The 23,753-nt window shown below is 42.2% G+C and carries 24 protein-coding genes and 1 tRNA gene; 15 read left to right on the top strand and 10 right to left on the bottom strand.

From position 1 onward, the window contains the following. Positions 1-10: 10 nt before the first annotated feature. Entirely contained in the window at positions 11-451 is a 441-nt protein-coding gene (locus V7K50_RS28020; RefSeq protein WP_334965879.1) for a hypothetical protein, read from the bottom strand. 9 nt (positions 452-460) lie between these two features. Continuing rightward, positions 461-1,372 carry a polysaccharide deacetylase family protein gene (locus V7K50_RS28015; RefSeq protein WP_334965877.1) on the bottom strand — a complete coding sequence of 304 codons (912 nt, stop codon included), beginning with the start codon at positions 1,370-1,372 and terminating at the stop codon, positions 461-463. A gap of 1,522 nt (positions 1,373-2,894) precedes the next feature. On the opposite strand from V7K50_RS28015, the gene lepB reads away from it, so the two are divergent. Beyond that, positions 2,895-3,467 carry a signal peptidase I gene (gene lepB, locus V7K50_RS28010; protein ID WP_334965875.1) on the top strand — a complete coding sequence of 191 codons (573 nt, stop codon included), beginning with the start codon at positions 2,895-2,897 and terminating at the stop codon, positions 3,465-3,467. 170 nt (positions 3,468-3,637) lie between these two features. On the opposite strand, the gene V7K50_RS28005 is transcribed toward lepB, so the two are convergent. Beyond that, on the bottom strand, positions 3,638-4,171 hold the full coding sequence (locus tag V7K50_RS28005) for a ComEA family DNA-binding protein (protein ID WP_334802197.1): 534 nt from the start codon (positions 4,169-4,171) through the stop codon (positions 3,638-3,640). A gap of 14 nt (positions 4,172-4,185) precedes the next feature. Next, positions 4,186-4,560, bottom strand: coding sequence for an NINE protein (locus V7K50_RS28000; protein ID WP_334965873.1), 375 nt, complete (start codon positions 4,558-4,560; stop codon positions 4,186-4,188). Positions 4,561-4,829: 269 nt separating this feature from the next. On the opposite strand from V7K50_RS28000, the gene V7K50_RS27995 reads away from it, so the two are divergent. Together V7K50_RS27995 and V7K50_RS27990 are read left to right on the top strand one after the other, a co-directional pair. Continuing rightward, entirely contained in the window at positions 4,830-5,762 is a 933-nt protein-coding gene (locus V7K50_RS27995; protein WP_334965871.1) for a J domain-containing protein, read from the top strand. A 126-nt stretch (positions 5,763-5,888) separates the two neighbouring features. Beyond that, positions 5,889-6,212 (top strand): DUF1825 family protein, encoded by a 324-nt coding sequence (locus tag V7K50_RS27990; protein WP_334802194.1) that lies wholly within the window; start codon positions 5,889-5,891, stop codon positions 6,210-6,212. Positions 6,213-6,324: 112 nt separating this feature from the next. Here the strand turns inward: V7K50_RS27990 and V7K50_RS27985 are convergent, their stop codons facing one another. Then, complete coding sequence (locus V7K50_RS27985; RefSeq protein WP_334965869.1) at positions 6,325-8,250, bottom strand: transglycosylase domain-containing protein; 1,926 nt, start codon at positions 8,248-8,250, stop codon at positions 6,325-6,327. A 173-nt stretch (positions 8,251-8,423) separates the two neighbouring features. Between V7K50_RS27985 and tyrS the strand changes: the two genes are divergently transcribed. The 5 genes from tyrS to gmk all read left to right on the top strand — a co-directional run bounded on the left by tyrS (position 8,424) and on the right by gmk (position 12,503). Further along, positions 8,424-9,611, top strand: a complete 1,188-nt coding sequence (tyrS, locus tag V7K50_RS27980) for a tyrosine--tRNA ligase (protein ID WP_334965914.1) — start codon at positions 8,424-8,426, stop codon at positions 9,609-9,611. A 21-nt stretch (positions 9,612-9,632) separates the two neighbouring features. Further along, complete coding sequence (pyrF, locus tag V7K50_RS27975) at positions 9,633-10,364, top strand: orotidine-5'-phosphate decarboxylase (RefSeq protein WP_334965867.1); 732 nt, start codon at positions 9,633-9,635, stop codon at positions 10,362-10,364. After that, on the top strand, positions 10,361-11,074 hold the full coding sequence (locus V7K50_RS27970) for a hypothetical protein (RefSeq protein ID WP_334965865.1): 714 nt from the start codon (positions 10,361-10,363) through the stop codon (positions 11,072-11,074). The genes pyrF and V7K50_RS27970 overlap by 4 nt, the downstream gene beginning before the upstream one ends. A 392-nt stretch (positions 11,075-11,466) precedes the next feature. After that, positions 11,467-11,733, top strand: coding sequence for an extracellular matrix/biofilm regulator RemA (gene remA / locus V7K50_RS27965; RefSeq protein WP_334802189.1), 267 nt, complete (start codon positions 11,467-11,469; stop codon positions 11,731-11,733). A 170-nt stretch (positions 11,734-11,903) separates the two neighbouring features. Then, entirely contained in the window at positions 11,904-12,503 is a 600-nt protein-coding gene (gmk, locus tag V7K50_RS27960) for a guanylate kinase (RefSeq protein ID WP_334965863.1), read from the top strand. A gap of 59 nt (positions 12,504-12,562) precedes the next feature. Here gmk and V7K50_RS27955 read toward each other — a convergent pair whose 3' ends face one another. The 3 genes from V7K50_RS27955 to V7K50_RS27945 form a co-directional block, all read right to left on the bottom strand. Further along, the gene (locus V7K50_RS27955; protein WP_334965861.1) at positions 12,563-13,084 is read right to left on the bottom strand and encodes a photosystem I reaction center protein subunit XI; all 522 of its coding nucleotides are present in this window, start codon (positions 13,082-13,084) and stop codon (positions 12,563-12,565) included. A 569-nt stretch (positions 13,085-13,653) separates the two neighbouring features. Then, on the bottom strand, positions 13,654-13,803 hold the full coding sequence (gene psaJ, locus V7K50_RS27950; RefSeq protein ID WP_334802186.1) for a photosystem I reaction center subunit IX: 150 nt from the start codon (positions 13,801-13,803) through the stop codon (positions 13,654-13,656). Positions 13,804-13,842: 39 nt separating this feature from the next. Beyond that, complete coding sequence (locus V7K50_RS27945) at positions 13,843-14,337, bottom strand: Photosystem I reaction center subunit III (protein WP_334802185.1); 495 nt, start codon at positions 14,335-14,337, stop codon at positions 13,843-13,845. Positions 14,338-14,616: 279 nt separating this feature from the next. Here V7K50_RS27945 and tsaD point away from each other — a divergent pair, with 279 nt between their 5' ends. Then, positions 14,617-15,666: a tRNA (adenosine(37)-N6)-threonylcarbamoyltransferase complex transferase subunit TsaD gene (gene tsaD / locus V7K50_RS27940; RefSeq protein WP_334965858.1), complete on the top strand. Its 1,050-nt coding sequence runs from the start codon at positions 14,617-14,619 to the stop codon at positions 15,664-15,666. 202 nt (positions 15,667-15,868) lie between these two features. Here the strand turns inward: tsaD and V7K50_RS27935 are convergent, their stop codons facing one another. Beyond that, positions 15,869-16,780, bottom strand: coding sequence for an alpha/beta fold hydrolase (locus V7K50_RS27935; protein WP_334965856.1), 912 nt, complete (start codon positions 16,778-16,780; stop codon positions 15,869-15,871). 129 nt (positions 16,781-16,909) lie between these two features. Beyond that, positions 16,910-17,629 carry a hypothetical protein gene (locus V7K50_RS27930; RefSeq protein WP_012410214.1) on the bottom strand — a complete coding sequence of 240 codons (720 nt, stop codon included), beginning with the start codon at positions 17,627-17,629 and terminating at the stop codon, positions 16,910-16,912. A gap of 461 nt (positions 17,630-18,090) precedes the next feature. Between V7K50_RS27930 and V7K50_RS27925 the strand changes: the two genes are divergently transcribed. The 6 genes from V7K50_RS27925 to V7K50_RS27900 all read left to right on the top strand — a co-directional run bounded on the left by V7K50_RS27925 (position 18,091) and on the right by V7K50_RS27900 (position 23,641). Continuing rightward, a complete protein-coding gene (locus tag V7K50_RS27925) occupies positions 18,091-18,642 on the top strand; it encodes a GNAT family N-acetyltransferase (RefSeq protein ID WP_334965854.1) in 552 nt (183 codons plus the stop codon). 300 nt (positions 18,643-18,942) lie between these two features. Further along, positions 18,943-19,016 (top strand) — tRNA-Pro (locus V7K50_RS27920). A 496-nt stretch (positions 19,017-19,512) separates the two neighbouring features. Then, on the top strand, positions 19,513-20,319 hold the full coding sequence (locus V7K50_RS27915; protein ID WP_334965852.1) for a Tic22 family protein: 807 nt from the start codon (positions 19,513-19,515) through the stop codon (positions 20,317-20,319). A 25-nt stretch (positions 20,320-20,344) separates the two neighbouring features. Next, entirely contained in the window at positions 20,345-21,235 is an 891-nt protein-coding gene (prmC, locus tag V7K50_RS27910; protein ID WP_334965850.1) for a peptide chain release factor N(5)-glutamine methyltransferase, read from the top strand. Positions 21,236-21,471: 236 nt separating this feature from the next. Beyond that, positions 21,472-21,672, top strand: coding sequence for a hypothetical protein (locus V7K50_RS27905; RefSeq protein WP_334965848.1), 201 nt, complete (start codon positions 21,472-21,474; stop codon positions 21,670-21,672). Between the two features lie 604 nt (positions 21,673-22,276). Next, positions 22,277-23,641, top strand: coding sequence for an aminotransferase class I/II-fold pyridoxal phosphate-dependent enzyme (locus tag V7K50_RS27900; RefSeq protein ID WP_334965846.1), 1,365 nt, complete (start codon positions 22,277-22,279; stop codon positions 23,639-23,641). Positions 23,642-23,753 lie beyond the last annotated feature (112 nt).

Below are 23,753 nucleotides of genomic sequence, written 5' to 3'. Positions count from 1 at the left end.
CTGGATTGATTTATAAACGCCAACCAAATACCTTTCTCATCATAAATATAGCTATACTTGCACCTATTGCCCCTAATACACCCGGAATGAAAAATATCCAATCAACTTGATAAAAATTAATAACTGTTTGAAGTATTCCATGATTAAAACCAATAATTAGTTCAAATATTTTATTTGGATGTTTAAATGAAGAATTAAGCAAAATATAGATTAATGCACCTTCATACCCTCCTATAGCCCCAATTAATAGTCTAAATATTTCAATAAAAAAATTACTTTTCTTTGTGATAATTAGAGTAGCTATCCCAGCAAATGCTCCTCCAAAAAAAATTAGTCCAAAGAGTGTTGTAACAAATATTAAAAACTCTAGAGTGCTTGGTGGTTCAGGAAAAGGCGATCCAAATAATATTGTGAGAAGTCTTGATAATTTTAGACTCTCTGGTTGCCACATAATAAATAATTATTGCTTTTTGTTAGCAAGCAACTTTTGCTCTGTATCTTGAATTTCTAAAAGTTCTGGAATAGTCACAAAGCGATAGCCTTGCTTTCTAAAGTTGCTAATAATTTCTGGTAAAGCTTGCACAGTTCTAGAACGGTTGCCACCACCATCATGCATTAGCACAATCCCACCAGGTTTTGAATCTTGAATCACATTATTGATCAACTTTGATACAGCTGGCTGCTTGTAGTCTGTGGAGTCAGCTGACCACATCACCACAGCATATTTTTGACCTTTAGCATAAGCAACTAATCCATTGTGCAGGAAGCCACCAGGTGGTCGAAAGAGATTTGTTTTAACACCTGTAACTTGATAAATTAGGTCTTCTGTGCGATCTATTTCAAAAGCAGCTGCTTGTGGATTCAAGAAATGATACCAGTGATGCCAAGTATGGTTGGCAATGACGTGACCTTGAGCGACAATCTGCTTTCCTAACTCTGGATAATTTTTTAGATTCTGTCCGACGACAAAAAACGTCCCTTTGATATTATTTGATTTCAGGATATCTAGCACTTGCTCTGTGGTTTGAGGCCAAGGACCATCATCAAAGGTGAGAGCAATGACTTTCTCACCTTGAGTAAGTTTTGCCGATTCAATTATTGCTCCTTGAAAACGTGATGGTAGAGCGTAGGCTAAACCTTTTGTTTGCGCTTCTTGCTGCCAACTTGTAAGCATCGCCGCCTTTAATTTTTCAATGCGCTGCTGAGTTCCTACATTTGCAGCGACATCCTTGATATTTATACTTTGTCTACTCTGAGCCTCCGAAGCATTTGGCCTTAGAAGCATCATGAAAGCAAGGCTAAAAACACCACCTAAGGCAAGCAGCGCAATTAATATTCCTTCTGGCCAGAGAAACGACTTATTGTTTTCCACCTCATAGCTCCTTCAAAGATCGAACCGTCACTAAGGTTATGACGGTACGTTATACCACATTTTTTTTATATTTAGATACCAGTTACTTTCTGGTAATTATGAAAATTGGAACTGGGACTAACGGAAATTCAGAATCGAGAAGACAGACTATTTACTTTAACTGAAATCTATACACTCTAGATTTGAGCGATGTTTAATGTCAATCCACTCATCAGAGGCAAGGTCTGCACTTTCACATTCTTACCGCTAGCTCTCAGAAGGAGCGCAATCAGATAATTAACCACACCCCACAATCCTCTTAATAGGAGTTCTGAATTAGTTGCTGTTTTTCGCTTCACCGCGAAGGCAGCATTATCCTTTCAAGTCTTATCGCTTTGCAAATAAGATGAACTAAGATGTCGCGCTGACAATTTGCACTTTTCGCAGCCTGAAGTTTTCATTGTCATATTTTCTCAAAGACAAGTTGTATAATTTACAACCTATTGAGTTATTTGATTAACATACAAAACTACTTAGAATAGGTGGGGTATCTTTCAAAAAAGAGTTTAGAGTTTAGTAAACTATTAGTTCTATTCTTGATAAGATATATTCTACTGCCTACTGCCATTAATTCCTTTTTAAGAAAAAGTTAAATCTTCAACTGACAGAATGTGACCTTGTACTTTCTATGAAATAGACCAGACGAAAATTGATTCAATATAGTTTCTCATTGCCAAGGGGCACTTATTCGTTAATCTAGATACTTTTGACTCATTTAGCAAAAATAGTTTTATCGCCAGTTTAGTTCTCTTTTAGATGTTGATACTTTAGCCTAAATTGCTAGTAGTTTTCTGTCTGTTAATGTTTTTCTCGATGATTAAGGAGATTTATATCTTAATTAATAGTGCAATTCTATATGCACCGTCACCGTGTAATTACGGAAGTTAATTCCATATATATAGGAAAATGTTAAAATTCCATTGCAATAGTATGGCATCTCTCTATTCAACCATTAAATTCTACATTCAAATGTGATATTTTTTACTAATTATACTTTATTCAGGTAAATTATGTATCTAAAACTACATTTGTACGGCGATTGATTTTATGTAATGTTACTTAATAGTACATATAAAAATATATTTTCTTTCAACTCAGCCTCGAGCAAGGCTGCCCTCTGCCTTTTTTCGGTAAAGTGAAGCAGATATTGTCAGATAGATACGGGGTAACTTATTTTGACACTCAATGACCAATTTTTTGCTCAAAGAAAAAATCGACTGACTGGATGACTCCACTACTCGGTAACTAGATTTTTTAGCAGGAAGAAGCAAAACTGAAAACTATCTTATAACTTGCCTTATAATTACAGCAATTAGAATTAGGTTTATTTGCGGTACTTTTGCTTATCTTTAGTAGATGCAATAAGTGTATTATTTAATATCTGTATGAGTTTGGCGCTAAACCCATCTTTCGTATTAATATACCTTTTGAGTCAAAATAATCAAGGTATTTATCTCACTTCTTAAACTGGGTAGAAACTTTTATGATTCCTGACGAAAGTGATGCAAAAGAAGAGCGCGCATCTTTAAAAGTATGGCGTAATTGGCAGGAAAATCTGATTTTAATTGCGATCGCATTGTGTTTGGCATTCCTAATCAGGACTTTTATCGCCGAACCCCGCTATATACCTTCTGACTCGATGTTACCCACCTTACATACAGGCGATCGCTTGGTAGTTGAAAAAATCTCTTACCATTTTCACCCCCCCATAACTGGCGATATTATTGTTTTTCAGCCATCGGCAGAATTACAACGTCGTGGATATCCCAAAGACCAAGCCTTCATCAAGCGGGTTATTGGCAAGGCTGGTGAGGTAATTAGTGTTGATTCTGGGAAAGTCTACCTCAACGGTCAACCCTTGGCAGAAGACTATATCGCTGAACCCCCAAATCAGCCATATCGACCAGTGAAAGTCCCAGAAAACGAATTGTTTGTTATGGGAGATAATCGCAACGATAGTAATGACTCTCGCTATTGGGGCTTTTTGCCCACAAAAAATGTCATCGGTCGGGCAACGTTTCGCTTTTGGCCTCTCGATCGCATTGGGTTCATTTAACTTAGTTAGGAGTTAGGAGTTAGGAGTTTGGAGTTGAGTCTAATAGAGACCTAACCCCTTCCCTACTAGCGTTGGGGAGTCAGATTCAAAGCCTCTCTTCTAAAAGGAGAGAGGAATGGAAGTGAGGTCAAAGTGTATTGCATACAAATAAGAAGCCCTACACTTTAAACTTAAAACGTTAAATAATACATGATCTGAGCGATCGCATCACCAGTTAACTCTAACCGTCGTTGAAAATCAGCCAAGTTGCGGTAAAATCCCCCTGATTGCCGATTTTGCACCACTGCTTGCGCCAAAGACAAATCGATAAATGGAATTTGTGCTAATTTTTCAACGGTTGCTGTATTCGGATTAACTAAATGCGTGGGATTTTCTAAAGATTCGTGGTCATAGTAAATAAAATTCAGCAGAGGCTTTAATGGCTCTAGGCGCGGCGCGGGCATACCCAAAGCCGCAGCGATATCTTCAATACAGTAAAATTTCACACCCGAACGTGAAAGTTCCACAAGCGATCGCGCTTGGTGAATTGACAAACCTGGTAGGCGTAACCAATCATCTACAGTCGCTTGATTGGCATCAATGCGGATACCCAATTTGGCTGCTATCTGAATTTCTTCCCCAGATTGCAGGCGATAGTAAGGATCGTTGAGGAGCTTGGCGCGGAGTTTTTGCAGCCTGGAGTTTAAAGGTAGCCAGTTATTCATGATTGTCGCTCACCTCAAGAAATCTGGTCTAACAATTGGCGGCGCTTTTGCTCAAATTCATACTCTGAAATCAGTCCATCCTGGCGCAGAGCATCTAATTCACGCATTGCATCAGCGATCACTCCTACCTGATTAATCACCCGTTGTGAGTTCTTGGCTGCTGACTTCCCTAGATTAAAATTGCGATCGAAAGCTTCTTCATCTTGGGCTAAATACCAAACTCCCTCAATCGCACTAGCTACCTTGGGGATAGGTGTCCAGGAAAGCAACACATACAAAACACCCCAAAATGGCTGTCCCAAATAGAATTTATGTAATCCTGAAATTGTCAGCGTCCCAGAAAAAGCTAAAACAGCAGCAACACTTCGACTTTTGCGCTTAGTCAACATATTTATAACAAATATACCAATACCACAGTTCCTACAATCAGACAGTCAACTACCCTGCCTTGCCCTTCAGATATTTACAGGACTTACGAAAACAATAGCTAAAACCCTGATTTTTAGGTAGGGGCAATTCATGAATTGCCCCTACAGCGTGCAGTTTTGCGTAAGTCCTAATTTAGATGTGAAATCCCACAGAAAATTGGGTAAGTTTCACATGACTGTGCATTGAGCTTTGATGCTAATTTTAAGTTTTTAACAGCCTTATTACTACTATGTCACAGACCTTGCTACCACCAAAATGGGTTGAAAAGCTTTGTGATCCTTACGCTGTGCTAGGAATTTCGGTTCTTGCTGATGATCGTCAGATTTTCAAACGCTATCATGCTATAGCAAAGTTGCTACATCCCGATCGCCAGTCCAAAAACTCTAATTCCGACCAACAATTAGCAACGGCAATATTTAGCCATTTAATCAATCCAGCATATCAACAACTGAAACATCGACAGAAGCGCTTGATTGCGATCGCGATGCTGCGATCAGATGGAAGAGTTTTGGAGCAGAAGACTTTATCTTCTCAAAGTGCCATAGCTCAGGAAATTATGGAAATGCCTACACCCCAAGCAGAATTATTTTATGAAGAAGCGATCGCCTGTTATGCAGAAGCTCAATATAAATCACTAGATCAGTTTTATCAGGTGACGCAACAAATTACTATACTGAATTTAGTATACTTACGGTTGCATAAACCAGACCTATTCCTACCGCAAAAAACTGTTACCATCATTCCTGAGGTAAAAGTCAAGCTAGTTGAATTGACATTATCTGAACAAACTGATGTCAAACCAGTTTTGACAAACTACGCTCAACGTCACTACCAACGGGCTATTGAGTACGTTAGGCTAGCCAAATGGCCACTAGCTGTGCAAGAACTGCGTGATGCTATCAAGTTAGAGCCAAATAACAGCGACTATTATGCCTTATTAGGTTTGGTACATCTCAAACAGAAATTTACCGGTATGGCTAGGGTTTACATCTATCAAGCATTAAAACTGAACCCGCAAAATTCACTAGCCTTGAAATACGCTCCCGAACTGAAAATTCAACCGAATGAAAACACCAATCCTAAATCAATGGCTAAAGCTCTAAGTATTGCAGCTTTATTAAATCGGTTTAGATTAGGGAAAAGTCCTCAAGTCAAGTGTTGAAATTTCGGTAACAAACCGTACTAAAACCGAAGCTTTATCATTAAACTACTCACCTAGACTAAAATAATAAATAGAAGTAAAACTATTAAGCTACTGAGTCTGGGCGCTCAGTTTAATATAAGCAATATGGGATTCTTCGATTCCGAAATAGTTCAGCAAGAAGCGAAACAGCTGTTTGAGGATTATCAAGCGCTGATTCAGCTTGGCAACGGCTACGGCAAATTCGACCGCGAGGGCAAAAAGCTGTTTATTGAGCAAATGGAAACCATGATGGATCGATACCGCATCTTTATGAAGCGCTTCGAGTTATCAGAAGATTTCATGGCACAAATGACAGTAGAGCAACTGAAAACACAATTAGGTCAGTTCGGTATCACCCCGCAACAAATGTTTGACCAAATGCACCTCACTTTAGAACGGATGAAAGCCGAGCTAGAAAAACAAACCTAGTCCATTTTAGACTTCGGCTACGGTTCCATCGAGCGAAGTCGAGATGCTCAGTCGAACGATTTTGGATTTTGGATTGGCAATTAATCCAAAATCTAAAATCTAAAACCCAAAATTATTGCGACTTGGGGCGAGAAAACTGCGAAGTTGGCTTGAATTTTTCTACAGGTACGTTCTTAAGTGCTTTCTCCATAAAATCCTTCCAAATGGGAGCGACCATAACACCGCCTGTTGCATGGTCAGCTAATTGTCTGTTGTCGTCTCTCCCTACCCAGACAGCAGTTGTTAACTGTGGCACAGTGCCCACAAACCAAATATCCTTTTCTGATGATGTTGTTCCCGTCTTCCCGGCAGCTGGGCGACCGATGGCAGCACCTTTACCAGTACCTTCATTGATTACCGATTGCATCACATCTAAAATTGCTGCTGATGCCCAAGGATCGAGAACTAGCTGGGGTTTAGGCGTATTGTCTAGCAACACGTTACCACTACTATCGGTAACACGGGCAATTACAGTTGGTGGAGATTGCCAGCCATAATTAGCAAAGGTAGCATAGGCACTAGCCATTTCCAAAGGAGTCACACCAATTGCCCCAAGTGGCAAAGAAGACACAGGTTCCATCGGACTGGTAATGCCCAAGGTACGGCAGGTTTCGATCACTCTATTCATCCCCACAGCTTTACCAATCTTAATTACGGGAATGTTGCGCGATTGGGCTATAGCCGTGCGGATTGGCATCGCTCCCCTAAAACTATTATCATAATTTCTCGGAAAGTACCAACCGTTACCATCTCGATAGCTGACTGGAGAATCGTCTACCGTTGAGTCTGGTGCATACTTGCCAGTAGCGAAAGCAGTATAATATACAAACGGTTTAAAGGAAGATCCGGGCTGGCGTTGAGATTGAGTTGCACGATTAAATTCACTGATCTTAGGATCTATACCGCCCACCAATGCTTTGATAAAATGCGTGCGTGGATCAACTGCTACCAGAGCCATCTGATTCTTAGATAATCCCTGCTCTAAAAGTGTTTTATGCCACTTCGTGACAGTTTCTTCTGCCATCTTTTGGAAGTCGGCATCAACTGTAGTTTGCACCCGCATCCCGCCTTTGAGTAGTGTCTCACGCCCAAACTTCTTAGCTAACTCTTGCGCTACAGTATTGGTTACATAAGGTAAGGCACTACCTTGAAAGGATTTGATTTTACCAAGTTTGATTTCTTGCTTGAGGGCATCGTCATAGTCTGACTGGCTGATCCAGTTCAAGTCCCGCATCCGTCCCAGCACTTCTTTTTGTTTTTGTTTTGCTTTCTCCATGCTGACAAACGGGCTGAATTCTTCAGGTGCTTGAATCAAACCCGCCATCATTGCCGACTCACCCAAGGTTAAATATTCTGCTGACTTATTAAAGTAACTGCGGGCTGCCGTTTGTACACCATAATTGTTATGACCCCAATAAACTTGATTGAGGTACATTTCTAATATTTGGTCTTTATTGAGAATTTGTTCTAAGCGAATTGCTAGCACCGCCTCTGCTAACTTCCGGGTAAAAGCACGCTTGTGAGACAAAAACAGGTTTTTTACCAATTGCATAGTAACAGTAGAGCCACCCTCTTTGACTCCACCCGCTACAGCATTAACTACTACAGCACGCCCAACACCCACGGGGTTAATACCGTGATGATCGTAAAAGTGGCTATCTTCACTTGCCAACACGGCCCGTTTTAAATTCGGGGAAATTCTATCTAGAGGTACTACTTCTCGATTGGCTTCCCCGTGAATACTCGTTAAGAGTTTGCCCTTAACGTCATAAATATAAGTCGTTTCTGAGGGGAAAAAGTTACGTAGCTGTCTGACATCTGGCAAGTTACGGAAACTAATCGCTAAACCAACCAGTCCTCCGGCTACAATGGAACTTGCCAGCATGGTGATTGAGAGCAGAGTACCGCCAGTTACCTGACCAACTCCTTTTAGAAACTCAAAACCTGATGAAGCCTGACGTTGTGGCTGTTTGTTTTCAAAAGTCCTAGACGACGACACGGCGATTTCACTTCCTCACTTATAAATTTAACTGTAATTGATTGGACGAAGCAAGGCGGTTAATTTTTTGCAATTATAGTAGTTTGGCAGATGAGAAAGTGGATAAATTGCAAGTGTTTATAACCAACTTAACTTCTAGTGTGCAAAACATAGCGAGTAATGAGTCTCTTAAGATGACACCAGATTTCACTTGGCTTCGTCGTGGTGTTGTAGAAGTTTTCCCACAATCAGTTGATGTTAACAGTGAAAGCCTAGAAAGGCTCTTACTAACTACAAACCAACCTTTGAGGATCAAATTGGGCATTGACCCTACAGGTACTGATATTCATCTCGGTCATAGCATACCAGTACGTAAACTGCGAGCGTTTCAAGATGCAGGCCATATAGCAGTTCTGATTATTGGCGATTTTACAGCCCGTATTGGCGATCCAACTGGTAAATCTGAAGTGCGTCGTCAGCTTACAGAAGCAGACGTAGCCCAAAATGCTCAGACTTATCTTGATCAAGTACGTCCTATCTTGGATTTTGACACACCAGGAAGATTAGAGGTGCGCTATAACTCCGAATGGCTCTCTGGGCTAAACTTAGAGAAAATTTTGGAGTTACTCTCCACGATGACGGTGGGGCAGATGTTGGCGAAGGAAGGATTTGCTGATCGCTATAAGAAAGAGAATCCGATTTTTATCCATGAGTTCCTGTACCCGTTAATGCAAGGTTTTGATTCGGTTGCAGTCGAGGCAGACGTGGAATTAGGTGGCACTGATCAGAAATTTAACATTGCTGTAGGCAGAGATTTGCAACGCCATTTTGGTCAAGAGCCACAATTTGGGATGCTGCTGCCAATTTTGATTGGCACAGATGGCGTGCAAAAAATGTCTAAGTCTTTAGGTAATTATATCGGATTGTCAGAACACCCAGGACAAAAGTATCAAAAGTTGCAAGGAGTTCCCGATCATCTGCTGTCACAGTATTTTGAACTATTGACGGATTTACCTTTGGATAAACTACCAGAAAATCCCCGCGATCGCCAGACACTCTTAGCTTATGAAGTTGTTAAACAGTACCACGGCGAAACCGCAGCCCAAGAAGCAAAAGTTGCAGCCCAAAGCGGCGGCAAAGAAGGTGCAGTTCCCGAATTTTCTCTAGCTGGCTTGGATCAGTTCCCTACTAAGTTAGCGTATATTCTCAATGCCACTGGCTTGTGCAAAAGTACAGGGGAAGGAAAGCGGAAAATTCAAGAGGGTGGGGTGCGCTTAGATGGCGATCGCATTACCGATGTCGATACTACTTTTGCTGATGCCGCCGAGTTACAAGGTAAGGTTTTACAAGTTGGGAAAAATAAGTTTGTCCGTTTAGTTTAAATGGGGAGTGGGGAGTAGGGAATGGGGAATAGTCAACAGGCAGAACAACAAGTTATTGTGGCTTTGGATGTGCCGGATGAACAAAGTGCGATCGCTCTTATAGATCAACTTCCGCAAGTGGTTTGGTGGAAAGTCGGCTTAGAGTTGTTTACCAGCACTGGCCCAAAAATTCTGGAAGTGTTAAAGTCTCGGCAAAAGCGCATTTTCCTAGATTTAAAGTTTCACGATATCCCTAACACAGTCGCCGGTGCTTGTCGTAGTGCGGCTAAATATGGAGTGGATTTATTGACAATTCATGCTGCATCTGGTACAGACGCTCTCAAAGCTGCAACAGAGGCGGCACAGGAAGGGGCTACCCAAGCAGGTGTAAAACCGCCTAAGTTAATTGCGATTACTTTGTTAACGAGCATTTCTACTAGACAGTTGGCGTTTGATTTGAAGATTCCCCTAGAATTACCAGAATATGCTCTAGAAATGGCATTAATGGCTCAAGAGGCGGGATTGGATGGGGCAGTTTGTTCGCCTCAAGAAGTGGCACAATTGCGGCAAACTTGTGGAGATGACTTTTTACTAGTTTGTCCGGGGGTTAGACCAACTTGGGCTGATATTGGCGATCAAAAGCGATCGCTCACCCCAGCACAAGCAATTATTGCAGGTGCAGATTATCTCGTAATTGGCCGTCCCATCACTACTGCTACGGAGCCGGAGTTAGCCTGGAAGAGGATTTCTGAGGAGTTAAGCACGGTGACATGAAGCTAGCAGTCAGTGAGAAGCAGGGGGACAGGGTAAAGGGTATAGCAAAGAGCAATCTTGTCTCTTCGCTCAAGAAGAAAAATTATAGTTGGCTTTTAGCTTGCGGCTTCTGGATTTTAGGATCAAATAGCCTTGCTTACCCAGCGTTCTCGATCAACCTCACCCCTAAACCCTCTGCGATCGCAGAAAAAGAAAATGTCAACGATAGAGCCAAGTCTTTATGTTCTGAGCAAAATTTAGAAACATTAACTATACAGCTAGTACAAGATTTACCTAGTTATACCAATCGCGCCAGTCAACGCGCCCGTCGCCTCAGCAGAAGCGGTGATGTTTATAGTTATATGCTAGTGGCAGGAAGACCTGAGTTTACTCCTCTGCCCCTTAATCTGGAAGAATATAGTGCAGATGCGGCTAAAAGCTCTGCATCAGGAATTGAGCAAGTTTTCTTTACGACCTTGGAGCGGCAGTACATAGGAAAGAAAGCCATAGAATTGCAACAATTCCATTGGCTGTTGCTGACAAAAACTACAACTGGTTGGCGTTTAGTGATGATGTTTTCTCAAACTGGTTCCCAGTCACCACAGCAGCCACTATCCCCGCCACGTGATAGTAGTAATGGTGCGATCGCTCAAGGGGTTAAAGCTTGGTTACGCGATTGTCAAGCTGGAAGTGTGCGACGGATGCGTACTATGAATGTGGGTGGTAGATAAAATTGAACTTCGTCGAACTCAGATTAGTTTAGTAATGTACTATTGATACAAATTAAAGTAAATTCAAATTTATTAATATTTTTTCATCATTTAACAACAGGCAAGGGAGAATGCCACTATCCCCTTACTGTGGAGCGGAATATGGGTGATCTGTTAAGCGGTTTTCGTACAGCAAGCGACAGGTCGGGTTTGTATTTGGATCAGTGGAATTTCACATATATCTTTGGGAAGATTTTCAGGAAAAATAGGTGATAAACAGCTAAAAAAAAGCAGACATTATTTAAAAACACAGACTGGCTTGAATTTAAGCGTTGTAACTCACGTTTTTTGGCGATAACATAAGGATAAGTTTATTTCAAGCTTTTCAAACCGCGTTTAGCGTCAGTTTTTTTATGGATATTCAGTTAATCAACATCGGCTTTGGTAACATCGTGTCTGCCAACAGAGTAGTTGCCATTGTCAGTCCAGAGTCTGCCCCGATTAAGCGGATTATTACCGAAGCACGGGACAAAAATCAACTCATTGATGCAACTTACGGTCGTCGGACTAGGGCTGTAATTATCACCGATTCCAGTCACGTCATTCTCTCAGCAATTCAGCCAGAAACGGTAGCGAATCGCTTTGTGATTTCCCGCGATCATCAGACTGTAGATAATTGACCATTACAACACGGCGTAAATAAACCACCCATTCCAAATCAATAAAACCCTTACGCTGTATACCTAGTTTGAATTTTAAATTTTGAATTCCGCTCTGCGGTACTAGTGTACTTGGCCAGGAACACAAGACTGATGAATAATATCTATTGATTGATTTATAGGTTTAAGGGATGATGCCAGTTTTACCCATCCAGAATAGTGCTATTACCGAAGAATGCTTACATTTAGGCAAACTAATTGTTTTAACTGGCCCCAGTGGGGTTGGGAAAGGGACTTTAATGCGATCGCTCCTACAACGTCATCCAGAACTCTACTATTCCGTATCTGTAACGACTCGTTCTCCCCGTCCAGGGGAAACCGATGGTAAAAGTTATTACTTTATCAGCCGCAGTAAGTTTGAACAATTAGTTGCTGAAGGTGAATTTTTGGAATGGGCAGAATTTGCTGGCAATTGTTACGGCACACCCCGTGAAGCTGTGCTTAACCAAATTAATTCTGGTAAGTTGGTAGTGCTGGAAATTGAACTAGAAGGAGCAAGACAAACTCGTGCTTCCTTCCCTAGTGCCCTCAGCATTTTTATTTTACCGCCTTCTTTTGATGAATTAGAGAAACGGATACGGTCTCGTGGCCAAGACTCTGAAGAAGCGATCGCCCGTCGTCTACTCCGCGCCCAAGAAGAAATTCAAGCCGCAGACGAATTTGATATTCAAATCGTTAATGACGATTTTGAAACTGCTCTAAATGATATTGAAGCGGTTTTGTTTAAATAAGTTAGGAGTTAAGAGTTAGAAGTTAGGAATTTAAATTCCTAACTTCTAACTCCTACTAATTAACCAAATAGACCTTGAATTAGTGCCAAGTTACTACTCAAAAAGTAAGCAACTACTGCACCACCAATACCACCAATCAAGAAAGAACTGGCGAAGTTGTTCCAGCTTTCTTTAGAATTAAAAGCATCTGCCGGAGGATTCGGTACGGTAACACTAGGAAGTGCTTTGGGCGGATTGCTATTGGCATATAGCGATAGTCCGGCGGTGAAAACTACAACCAAGCCGATACCTCCCAGTAACCCAGCTAAGTTAGCGTTAGCTGTGTCCCGCAGTGGCCCCAATTTCGCAAAGGGGCCAAATAGAAAGTAACCATGAGCCATACCAACTTCTAAACCACGTCTAGCAGGAGCCAAACCTGGGCGATAGGCAGGTAAGTTATTAATGAACCACTTGATCAAGGGAAGAGAATTAACTGGGGTTTCTAGGTTCCCAATCTGTGGATCGCCGAATGCGGGAAAAACAACTTCCCGATTTCTAGGATCGCTGGGAAGATTTTTTGATGCATCTACTGCTTGTGCCATATTTTATGTTCAGCCTCTAAATTAAAATGGTGGCATTTTTATATTAATAATAATTGTAGCCAAAGATGTCTTTTTGCTAGGAAGTTTAGAAAAATTAATTTAGCGAGTTTTAAAACTGTGAAACTCGCGATCTGTAAACAGAATCACGAGTTTCAAAAAACTATTTTTGCTGCCTATTCTGGTGATAATTCTGCCTAACTAAGCTGAATATACCAACTACACAATATTAGGCAAAAGACAAGACATTCAACTTTCGTAAATTCCATTTGACCAACAATTTTGGATTTTGGGTCGCACCTCTGGTGCGCTGACAGCGCAACTTGGATTTTAGATTAAAAGAGTTTTTTGGTTCATGTCCCGCCCCTTGTGGGCAGTGTCAATCCAAAAGAGGCTCTCTACGAGACGCTAAAAGCGAACGGAGACTCGCTAACGCTAGGAAGAAAGCAAATCTAAAATCCAAAATCCTTTGACCCGTCCCTTGTGGGCAGTGTCAATCTAAAAGAGGCTCTCTACGAGACGCTAAAAGCGAACGCGCTAACGCAAATCTAAAATCCAAAATTGTTTGACACTTATGGCAGTGGGTGGAAAAGTAGGTCGGGGAAAAAGCGGTTGAATTCAATCAAGATCCCTGCTGTGATGGTCAGCCAGATTGTGGCTGCCACGGGCGCTGTGGAAATGAATTTAATCAAATAAGATGCTTGATCTTCTTTGTCTGCCATGAATTTAGTCTCCAAAACGAATGAATTAGTTAAGCTGATTTAGCGTGGGGAAACAGTGATTTCTGAATCCTTGGCTGCTAATTTTCCAGAGAGAAGTTCTTGGACTGCTGCTGCTGGCCAAGCAAAGCCTGACAATATTAGGGGTAGTGCCAAACCAAGATCGATTTGGATTTCTTTGAGTTCAGTGTCAGATTCCTTTTTGATTGCTTGCAGATAGGCACGACCTACCCAACCAATCCAACCAGCAATATATAAAAACAGAATGCTAGGGATCAAAAAGTCACCAGCATGATCTAGACGACTATCAACAATCAAGTGAGGGTATCCCTCAGGACCGCATAGCGCCTGAGAATAACGCTCAAACCGCTTTTTCCCTGACTCGGGATCAGCAGTGGTATTACGGGCATTAGCTGCTAGCTGTTGAAAAGCGGGATTGTCTTTGCAGGGTGTCAAATTAGCCCCTAAAGCCTGTGCTGGGGGAGCAAAGTTGAACCAAAGACAGATCGCTAACATCAAAGCAAACAATCGTCGCATAGAGTTGTTTCCTTTTATTACAAAACAAGAAGTTTTTTGTACAAAACGAAGCGGCTTGTACAGTTGTTTATTTGCATAACTAGGAAGTCATCATACTCTTGGGTGGGAACCGAGTAAAGTTTAAGTAAATAAAAGTTAAAGCTTCTCAACCAAAATAGAGTGTTGACTGCCCAGGAAGAAGTGCCAACTATAAGAATTGTTGTTGTAGGGTAGTAAAGAAGCAAGATTTTCTCTATCACTCAGGACTCCAGACTCAGCACCCAGCACTGATTACTCTCAATGACAACCGTTTTAGCAATAGAAACCAGCTGTGATGAAACTGCCGTCGCAATTGTTAACAATCGTAAAGTTTGCAGCAGTGTCGTCGCCTCGCAAATTCTAGTCCATCAGCAGTATGGCGGGGTAGTGCCAGAAGTAGCATCTCGCCAGCACTTGGAAACGATCAATGTTGCGATCGCACAAGCCTTAGAACAAGCCCAACTAGACTGGGGAAAAATTGACGCAATTGCTGCCACCTGTGCCCCTGGACTTGTAGGAGCGCTATTGGTGGGGTTAACTGCTGCCAAAACCCTGGCAATGGTACACAACAAGCCATTTTTGGGAGTTCATCACCTGGAAGGTCACATTTACGCAACTTACTTGAGTGAATCAACTTTAAATCCCCCTTTCCTTAGCTTACTGGTTTCAGGCGGACATACAAGCTTGATTTATGTCAAAGATTGTGGTAATTACGAAACCCTGGGTCAAACCCGTGATGATGCTGCGGGTGAAGCCTTTGATAAAGTGGCGCGATTGTTAAAGCTGGGTTATCCCGGTGGTCCAGTGATTGACAAGTTGGCAGAACAGGGGAATCCTCAAGCCTTTGCCCTACCAGAAGGAAGAGTTTCTGTACCGGGCGGGGGGGTTCATCGTTATGATACGAGTTTTAGCGGATTAAAAACGGCTGTATTGCGTTTAGTGCAGCAGTTAGAAAAAGATGGTGGACAAGTGCCAGTGGCAGATGTCGCAGCTAGTTTTCAGGATACTGTAGCGCGATCGCTAACCAAAAGAGCGATCGCCTGTGCCCTAGACTATCGTTTAGACACAATTGCCATTGGTGGCGGCGTAGCAGCTAATAGCGGGTTGAGAAAAAACCTCCAAGCCGCCGCCGTTAAACATAACTTACGCGTCCTATTCCCACCTCTCAAATTCTGTACCGATAACGCCGCCATGATTGGCTGTGCTGCCGCAGATCATCTATCGCGTGGTCATACATCCACCCTCACACTAGGCGTTGAGTCTAGGTTAGCGCTTACCCAGGTGATGAAATTGTATCAATCTGTTGAGTAGTCATTAGTCATTTGGGGACTGACAAATAAAAAAATACTTAACTATTTCTTGTGGGGTGGGTGTCTCACCCGCCCACAGCCAAAGGCGCTCATGTTGCCCACCCCACAAGATTGGATAATTTATTTGTTGTCAGTCCCTTGTCATTTGTCATTTGTCAGGAGAGAAGAACTTTCTGTTTGCTCCAATGCCCAATCCCCAATAATTATTGACTTGTAACTATCGCCCGAATGTGATTAGCCACAGCATCCGGCTGTTCCAACATAGCCAGGTGTCCGCAATTAGGAATTTCCAGAACATTGTCACCACAGTATTGAAACAGTCTGTGAAAGCTAGCTAAATGACGCACATACTTAGGTTCCATAACCTTATCTTCCGCGCCAGCCAAAAAATAAACTGGCTGCTTCAGTTGAGATACTAGCTCAGGTAAACGATTGATTTCTTCTTCCGTTGTGGAGTCTAATAGAGTTCCAAGAGCTGCTTCTGGATCAGCCACAACGAAATCTATTACTCGTTGACGTGCCCAATAGCGCTCCAAAGGACGAGCCACACTCGCTCTAGTAAACAGCAAATCAATCAAAGGTACTTGGGAGAGCCAGCGCGGACGGACTTGCAAAAATTTCTGACCAGCCGAGCGAAACTGCTCAAAGGATTCTTTGAGATAAATACCACCACCAGCATTGATACAGATAACACCCTTAACACACTCAGGTATTTGATCTGCTCCCCAAAGAGCGATCGTCCCACCCAACGAGTGACCAATTAGCCAAGCACTGGTAATATTTAGCTGTTTTAGGAGAATTGCTAAATCCTGAGTATATGCAGCAGGAGTATAAAGAGATTCCATTGGTGAGCCAACCGCACTACTTGAGATGGGCGTAAGACTCAGAGACGTTTGTGCTTGACTAAAATCGGTTTTTACCTGAGATTGCGATTCACCAAAACCCCGCAAATCATAGGAAAGGCACTGCAAATCATCTGATAGGCGGGAAATCACAGGTTGCCAATATCCACGGCTATTGAGCCAACCGTGGATAAATACTAAAGCGTGGGGGCAAGAAGTGGGAGCCGTTAGCTCGTATGCGTGTGGAACGCCCAAGATTTCAATAGTTGCCATACTTATATCGTACCCTTAAGGGCGGGTGCGACTAAATGCGAAGAATTAGGAGTTAGGAGTTAGGAATTAGAATTTAGAAAGTTGTTAACTCATAACTCCTCACTCCTCACTCCTCACTCATAACTTTTTTCATTTCCCTAACAACCTCTGTCGCACCCCTTCAGCGATTTTGTGACCCAGGTATTCGGGAATGAGGCTTTCATTTGGCCCCAGCAAGTAGAGAATTAGCCGTGTACGTCCGCGCCAAACCAATAAATTGGCATTGACTACCAGAAGGTCTTCTTGCCAGATGGCGTACATCACTTTGTAGAATAACCCTGGTTGATTATCAGCTTCAATCACTAGGGCAGGGAGATGAAATACCGGATCAACATAGAACTCAGTTTGTACCTGCTCTAAGCCAGTGTCAAGATTGAATTCCACTGCCAGCATCTCTTCTACCTCAAACCGACCTCCTAAAGCCTCACGAATAGCACGACAGACATTTTCTGCGGTTTTCTCGGTCAAAGCTTTGCTACCACGAGATACCAACAGTTTGATAAAAACTAACATTGGCGGACGGATCTGACCGTATAGACTTAGACCGTGGATAGTCAACCCATAAGCTGCTAGTACACCAAAAATATCGCTGAGAAGAAAAGACTGATTGCGGTAAGCAAAATGCAGGGCACTTTTGCTACCTTCCGGTTTCAGTTCAATCACAGCGCGTCTAGTTTTATAAAGACGGTAAGCTAGCCGCAAATTTTGCAGTTGAATTTCACTGCTGACGAATTGCTCATAAAACTGGGGAAACGCTCGGTTAAAGCGCTTTAGGAGTTCCAGTGTCGAAGATTTTAAACCAGAAGCCATTGTTAAGGGTAAGACTCGCTTGCTTTCGTCACCTGGGGGCTGGGTGTTGGGGATTAGGGATTAGGGATTGGGGACTGGGGGACAAGAGAAGAGTGTTCTCAATACCGATGCCCCATACCCCATGCCCAATTTCTTATATACAATACACTCCTAAGCTAACGTGCATTTAAGCACTATACGAGCAATTGCCAGGATTAGATTTTTCCATTTTGAATTTTGAATTTTGAATTGTTTATATTCTTCCCTTTTGGTGAATTTCTACTAGCCTCTACAACAAAATGCTAAAGTTGAAAATGATTGGTGTGAGACACGCCCTAAATGGCTGTTACCATTGCAAATCCCGAAAACAACCGAAAAACTTTGAGTGTCAGGGGTAATAAATGGGGGTAGCTATGTTAAACGTGAATCAACACTCCTGAGAGTGGAAACCAATTCAGTTATACTACCCGAACCACGTTGGCATGGGTTTTTGGAAAACTTGGTTTAGCACTCCTGAATCTGTAGGGACAACTAGGACAAACTCTTTTGAAGAGCATAGAGCTGAAACTGCGGGCAATTCTGGCCTCGGTAGCATTAGCGAAGCTTCTTCAAAGGAGACTCGCATCGTCTTCAGCACGGAACGAGACATTGACCTATATGAGCTAGAAGAACTCTGTGATGCAGTTGGTTGGTCGCGTCGTCCGCTAAGAAAAGTGAAAAAAGCTATTGAGCATAGTTTTCTCGTTGCCTCAATGTGGCAGGTGAGAGGAAACCAAAAGCGGCTCATTGGTTTTGCCCGCGCTACCTCAGATCACGCTTTTAATGCCACTATTTGGGATGTGGTGGTTCATCCAGACTTTCAAAGTCAAGGATTGGGCAAGGCACTGATGAAATACATTCTCAAAAAACTTAGGAGTGAAGAAATTAGTAATGTCACTCTCTTTGCCGATCCTCATGTTGTAGATTTCTACCGAACTATGGGGTTTATGGCTGATCCAGAAGGCATCAAAGGTATGTTCTGGTATCCTCACTAGCGCTCAATCCAAATAAAACCCGATTCGCACAATAAAATCAGGTATAGTAGTACAAATCTATTATTTCGATTTGGTTTGACAAGGTTTAGCCGACGAACGAGCAAGTATATCTCTTGTAAAACTAAGTCGGCAGCAAAACCTTTATCAGTCTAGGGATGTAATCTAGCTCAGTCGTTGCAGAAGATAAAAGATATTAGGCGTGAGCCGTGTTATATGATATGATTAATTTAACGCTCTTGTGAAAGGGCGATCGCTTTGATGGTAAGTTAAAACCAAGCCAAAAAAGTCGATAAGTCTAACCGGGATGTAGCGCAGCTTGGTAGCGCGCCTGCTTTGGGAGCAGGATGCCGCAGGTTCAAATCCTGTCATCCCGATTTAATTAATGAAGATATTAAAGCGATCGCAGATGGAACGATTGATTAAGTAGTAGCGTCACCCCATATTAGAAAAAGCCGATAAAATGGCATTTATCATTTCTAAGCTGGGAAAGCTTTCCACTGTTTGAGAAGACATATAATAGGCATCTACAGTATTTCGCAGTGAATAGCAAAGCGAAATCGGGAAAAACACAAGTCGAGTACAGTCAATTGGTGAAAGGGATACTATAGCAACCCTAAGTAGTTAGGGAATATTGGATTTTGTCCGTTGACCCTCCGAGTGACGCTCCTGCGTCGCTACCGCTTGCGCTAACGGCAGTCCCAATGCGTTGGAACAACAAGACCGGGCTGCTTCACAGTTAACACTCAACCTCAACGCGCATAATGAATTTTTCACAACTGAAATAGATTGCTATATAACTAAAGCTAGTTGGTGCTGTGCAAATCCAACCATTTGTTTAATTTAATTGGACTATTGATGCGAGGAGCAGTCATGAAATCATTTATTCGCTTGGGCGCAACATTGGGTATAGCTACCAGTGTATTTTTAACGGGGCTTTCAGGAATAGGCAATCTACCAGGGATGGGCAATCTAGAGGCGATCGCATTGCCACAAGATCAGATAGTGAAAAAGCTCCAAGAAGTACCTGTATTCACCCTCACCAATCCTAAAGGCGAATTCGTAGTTCTTTCGAGGAAAAACGAATCCAAGACGATCTCCCAAGTGGGATTTTTTATTAGCAAGCAAGATGCTCAAAAATTCCTTGACAATCGGCTCAAAAAAGAAAATCCCCAGTTGGCAAGTACCCTACAGGTGAGACCTTTGTCTTTGGCAGACTACTTTAAAATAGTGCAAGAAAGCAAAAAGAAACCAGATTCTGTGATTTATACTTTAGTGCCGACGCAAGAACAGGTAGCATCGGCAACTAGTATGCTGAATCAGAATGGTAAAAAAGGGGAGCAATTCAATGGTATTCCCTTATTTGTACCGAAATTTAAGAAAGATAATAGCTATCTGACTATTCCCCTCGCCAAAGGCAACGAGCGCTACATCCCTTTCTTTTTTGAGAAAGAACAAGCAGTGGCTCTGTTAGACCAATTCAAAAAAGCTGTGCCAAAGGAAGCAGAAAACACTGAAATTCAAGTGGTGGATTTGTACGGTGTTCTAGAGGCTCTCAATAGCAGCAACGATCCTAGTATAAATAAAATTGTTCTGTATCCATCGCGGGAGTCGATCAATTTTATTCGCTCCCTTGCGCCAAATCAATCACCAGCTCCTGCGGTCGCTCCGAAAAAATAACGGATAGGCGCTCCAAGGTTGAGGTATGGAAGAGAAACATCTGATAGTTTCTGGTTTACAACTTTGGCAGTGGCGAAATGTAGCTATCCAAGCAGCGATCGCCACTGATGTTCCACCAAGGGAGGTAGACTGGCTACTTATAGAGGTGGCTGGATTAGACCGCTTGGCACTACGTTTGGAGTCTTTTAAAAACTCGCCGCAAATTCAGATGCAATTGCCTCTAGTAGAGTTAGACCATCTTTGGCAGAGGCGATTAAACGATCGCTTACCAGTGCAGTATATTGCGGGTGTTACACCTTGGCGTAATTTTAAAATTGCGGTGTCGAGTGCGGTTTTGATTCCCAGACCAGAGACAGAGTGCTTAATTGATTTGGCGAAAGCATTGTTCGCAAATGCTTCAGGACATTGGGCGGATTTGGGTACTGGGAGTGGTGCGATCGCCATCGGATTAGCAGATGCCTTGCCAAACGCAACAATTCATGCAGTGGATTACAGTTTAGCAGCTCTGGCGATCGCCCAAGCCAACGCCGATGATTTGGGTTTTGCTGACCGGATTAAATTTTATCAAGGTTCCTGGTGGGAGCCACTGGCATTGTTAAAAGGTCAGTTCAGTGGTATGGTTTCCAACCCTCCTTACATCCCCACCAGCATCTTACCTACTTTGCAGCCAGAAGTAGTTAACCATGAACCGCATCTAGCTTTGGATGGTGGCGCTGATGGCTTAGATTGCATTCGGAATTTGGTAGAAATTTCACCTAGTTATTTGCGATCGGGTGGCGTGTGGCTGATTGAGATGATGGCTGGACAGGCCGATGGAGTGCGAGAACTTTTGCAAAATCAAGGTAATTATTGCAATATTCAAATTCACGCTGATTTAGCTGGAATTGAACGCTTCGCCCTAGCTTATAGAAGTTAGGGTTTCCCTTACTCAATTTGGCTATCTCCATCTGTTTTAGCTATTCCAATATCACTCTAATATTATCAATTGCATCGGCAATTTGTCGTAACAACTTATGTGCTTGTGATATATCTAGTGAGATTCTGTATCTATATCTACCTATATATTTTTATCTAAACATCTTGTTTAACTCATTTTATTTAGCTTTTGTTGATTGACAACAAAATCTAAATAGTGGTAGCTTTAATCTCGGATTGAAAATTCACTCTAATCCAGATTTCCAACACATCCAAAAAGATTTAGATATTGATACGTTTAGATCAGAGGAAAAACTTTTAGTGCTTAATCTTTCACTAGAGAAGGGCTTTTCTATTTGTATGTCTTCTCTTCCAGCTAAAATCATGTTTAAAGTTGAAAATTGGTTACAATATTGGCCAACTGGTACTCCTCGTTAGATTAATATTACACAGCAATCTTAAATGCTTTATAAAAACCGAGAAAATGTTGATTTTCTCTGATTTTAGGATGCTCACACTTCAAATAAGATTGCTCTACATAAAAAGTAATTGATGATATTTATTTGCTAATTTCCATTCTTTAGTGAAATCATTTTGAGCAGTTTTCTTGGTGTGCGAGTACTTTTTAAAGTACTGCATATAAAAAACACAAAAAAGTCTTAAGAGAGCCTTTACTCAGATAAAAACTGCTTGCTATTCTCAATGTCTTCACCAATAAAGTAGATATAGATTTTGTGAAAAAAATGCAATGAAACTGTGCGATTGACTATTAGAAAAAATGCATACTCACAAACTAGCGACTTATCTGTTGAGCAGTTCATAATCTGATTCACACAAGAGGTCTATTGCTTAAGGGACTTCCAAATAAAAAAACATCCCAAATTTTCTTGTGGGATGGGTGTCCTCACCCGTCCTATATTCAGGGCGGGCAGGATGCCCACCCCACAAGATGAATAATTTATTTCTTGGAAGTCCCTAAAAGACTTAAGCGGTTAGTTTGCTTTGCTAAAAACAGAGAAATAAATCTAGGTTAGAGTTCACAATGTTAAGTAAACAGACTAATAAATTCCCAGAAGATGTTAGGAATATATGGGTTGCACCGGATACCAGCAGCCATGCCGAGAATTTTTCCTTCAAAGATTTTTTCCCAACGATTGGTTCATCCTTAGCGGAGCGCGTGAAACCTTGCTCTAATTGGTTGCATACACCAAATGCCTCTATCGGTCCCAATGCCTGTATGCTCACCTATTTTCCTCGTGAGGTCGTTGGGCCGATTGAAAATCGAACTCTGATTAAAGATCCGCTCACTGGTGAAATCAGGTCAATGCTGATGTTCGGATCAAATAACTACCTGGGATTGACCACCCATCCCTATGTTCGAGAAGCAGCAAAACGAGCTATTGAAGAATTTGGTGTTGGTATGGGTGGACCACCTCTACTCAATGGCATGAGTAGCCTCCATCGCCAACTTGAAGCTCGTATAGCCCAGTTCAAAGGCGCAGAAGATGCTCTCCTTTTTGCCAGTGGATTTCAGGCACAGTTAGGGTGGGTTAATGGTCTGTTACGTGATGATGATGTTTTAATCTGCGACGAGTTAAGCCATGCCAGTCTTTATGATGCCATTAAGCTTGTCTCTATGGGTTCCAGCGTTCGCGCTTTTAGCTTCAAGCATAATGATTGTGATGACCTCGAACAGCGTCTGATCAAATGCAAGCAAGTTGGAGGAGCATCAAATCGATTAATCTATGTGGCTATAGAAGGCGTATATTCGATGGATGGCGATTTAGCTGCACTCCCAGCAATTCGTGAACTTTGCGACGATTACGGGGCTATTCTTGTCGTGGATGATGCACACGGCACTGGTGTTATGGGTAAAAAGGGCGGTGGCACTGATGAACACTTTGGTCTGAAAGGTCGAATTGATGTCACGATGGGGACTTTCAGTAAGGCATTGGGTGTCACAGGCGGCTTCATCGCTGCCAGTCGTGAGGTAATCGAGTATCTGCGCTTCTTTGCTCGGTCTTATATGTTCTCGGCATCTTTGCCTGCTCCTGTTGTTGCGGCTATCTTGGCAGGTCTAGATATCATTGAGCGGGAGCCGGAGCGTGTTAGTCAACTTCGAGCCAATAGCACTTACTTATTGCAGCAACTGCAAGCGGCAGGATTCCAAACCAGCAGCGACTCTGCAATTATACCAGTGAGAATCCCGTCTGAAGTCGAAATTCGCACTCTTGCCTGGAGATTTCACCAAGAAGGCATCTTTGTGAATTCGGTCGAGTACCCTGCTGTTCCCCTCAATGCCCAAAGACTCCGAATCAGTGTCATGGCAACCCATACACGTGAAGATTTAGATACATTTATTCACGTTTTCCAAAAATTGGATCGTGAATTAGGCATCATTCGATAAATCGTTGACGGTTAGAGAGACGCGAAAAATCGCCGTCTCTACAGGGAATTTATCAATTATTTATTGACAGACTCGTAGCTGACAAACCCATACATACAGATGACGTTACTGT

The sequence above is a fragment of the Nostoc sp. genome (assembly GCF_036917135.1).
Taxonomy (GTDB): Bacteria; Cyanobacteriota; Cyanobacteriia; order Cyanobacteriales; family Nostocaceae; genus Nostoc.
This window is presented reverse-complemented; position numbering and strand designations above follow the sequence as displayed.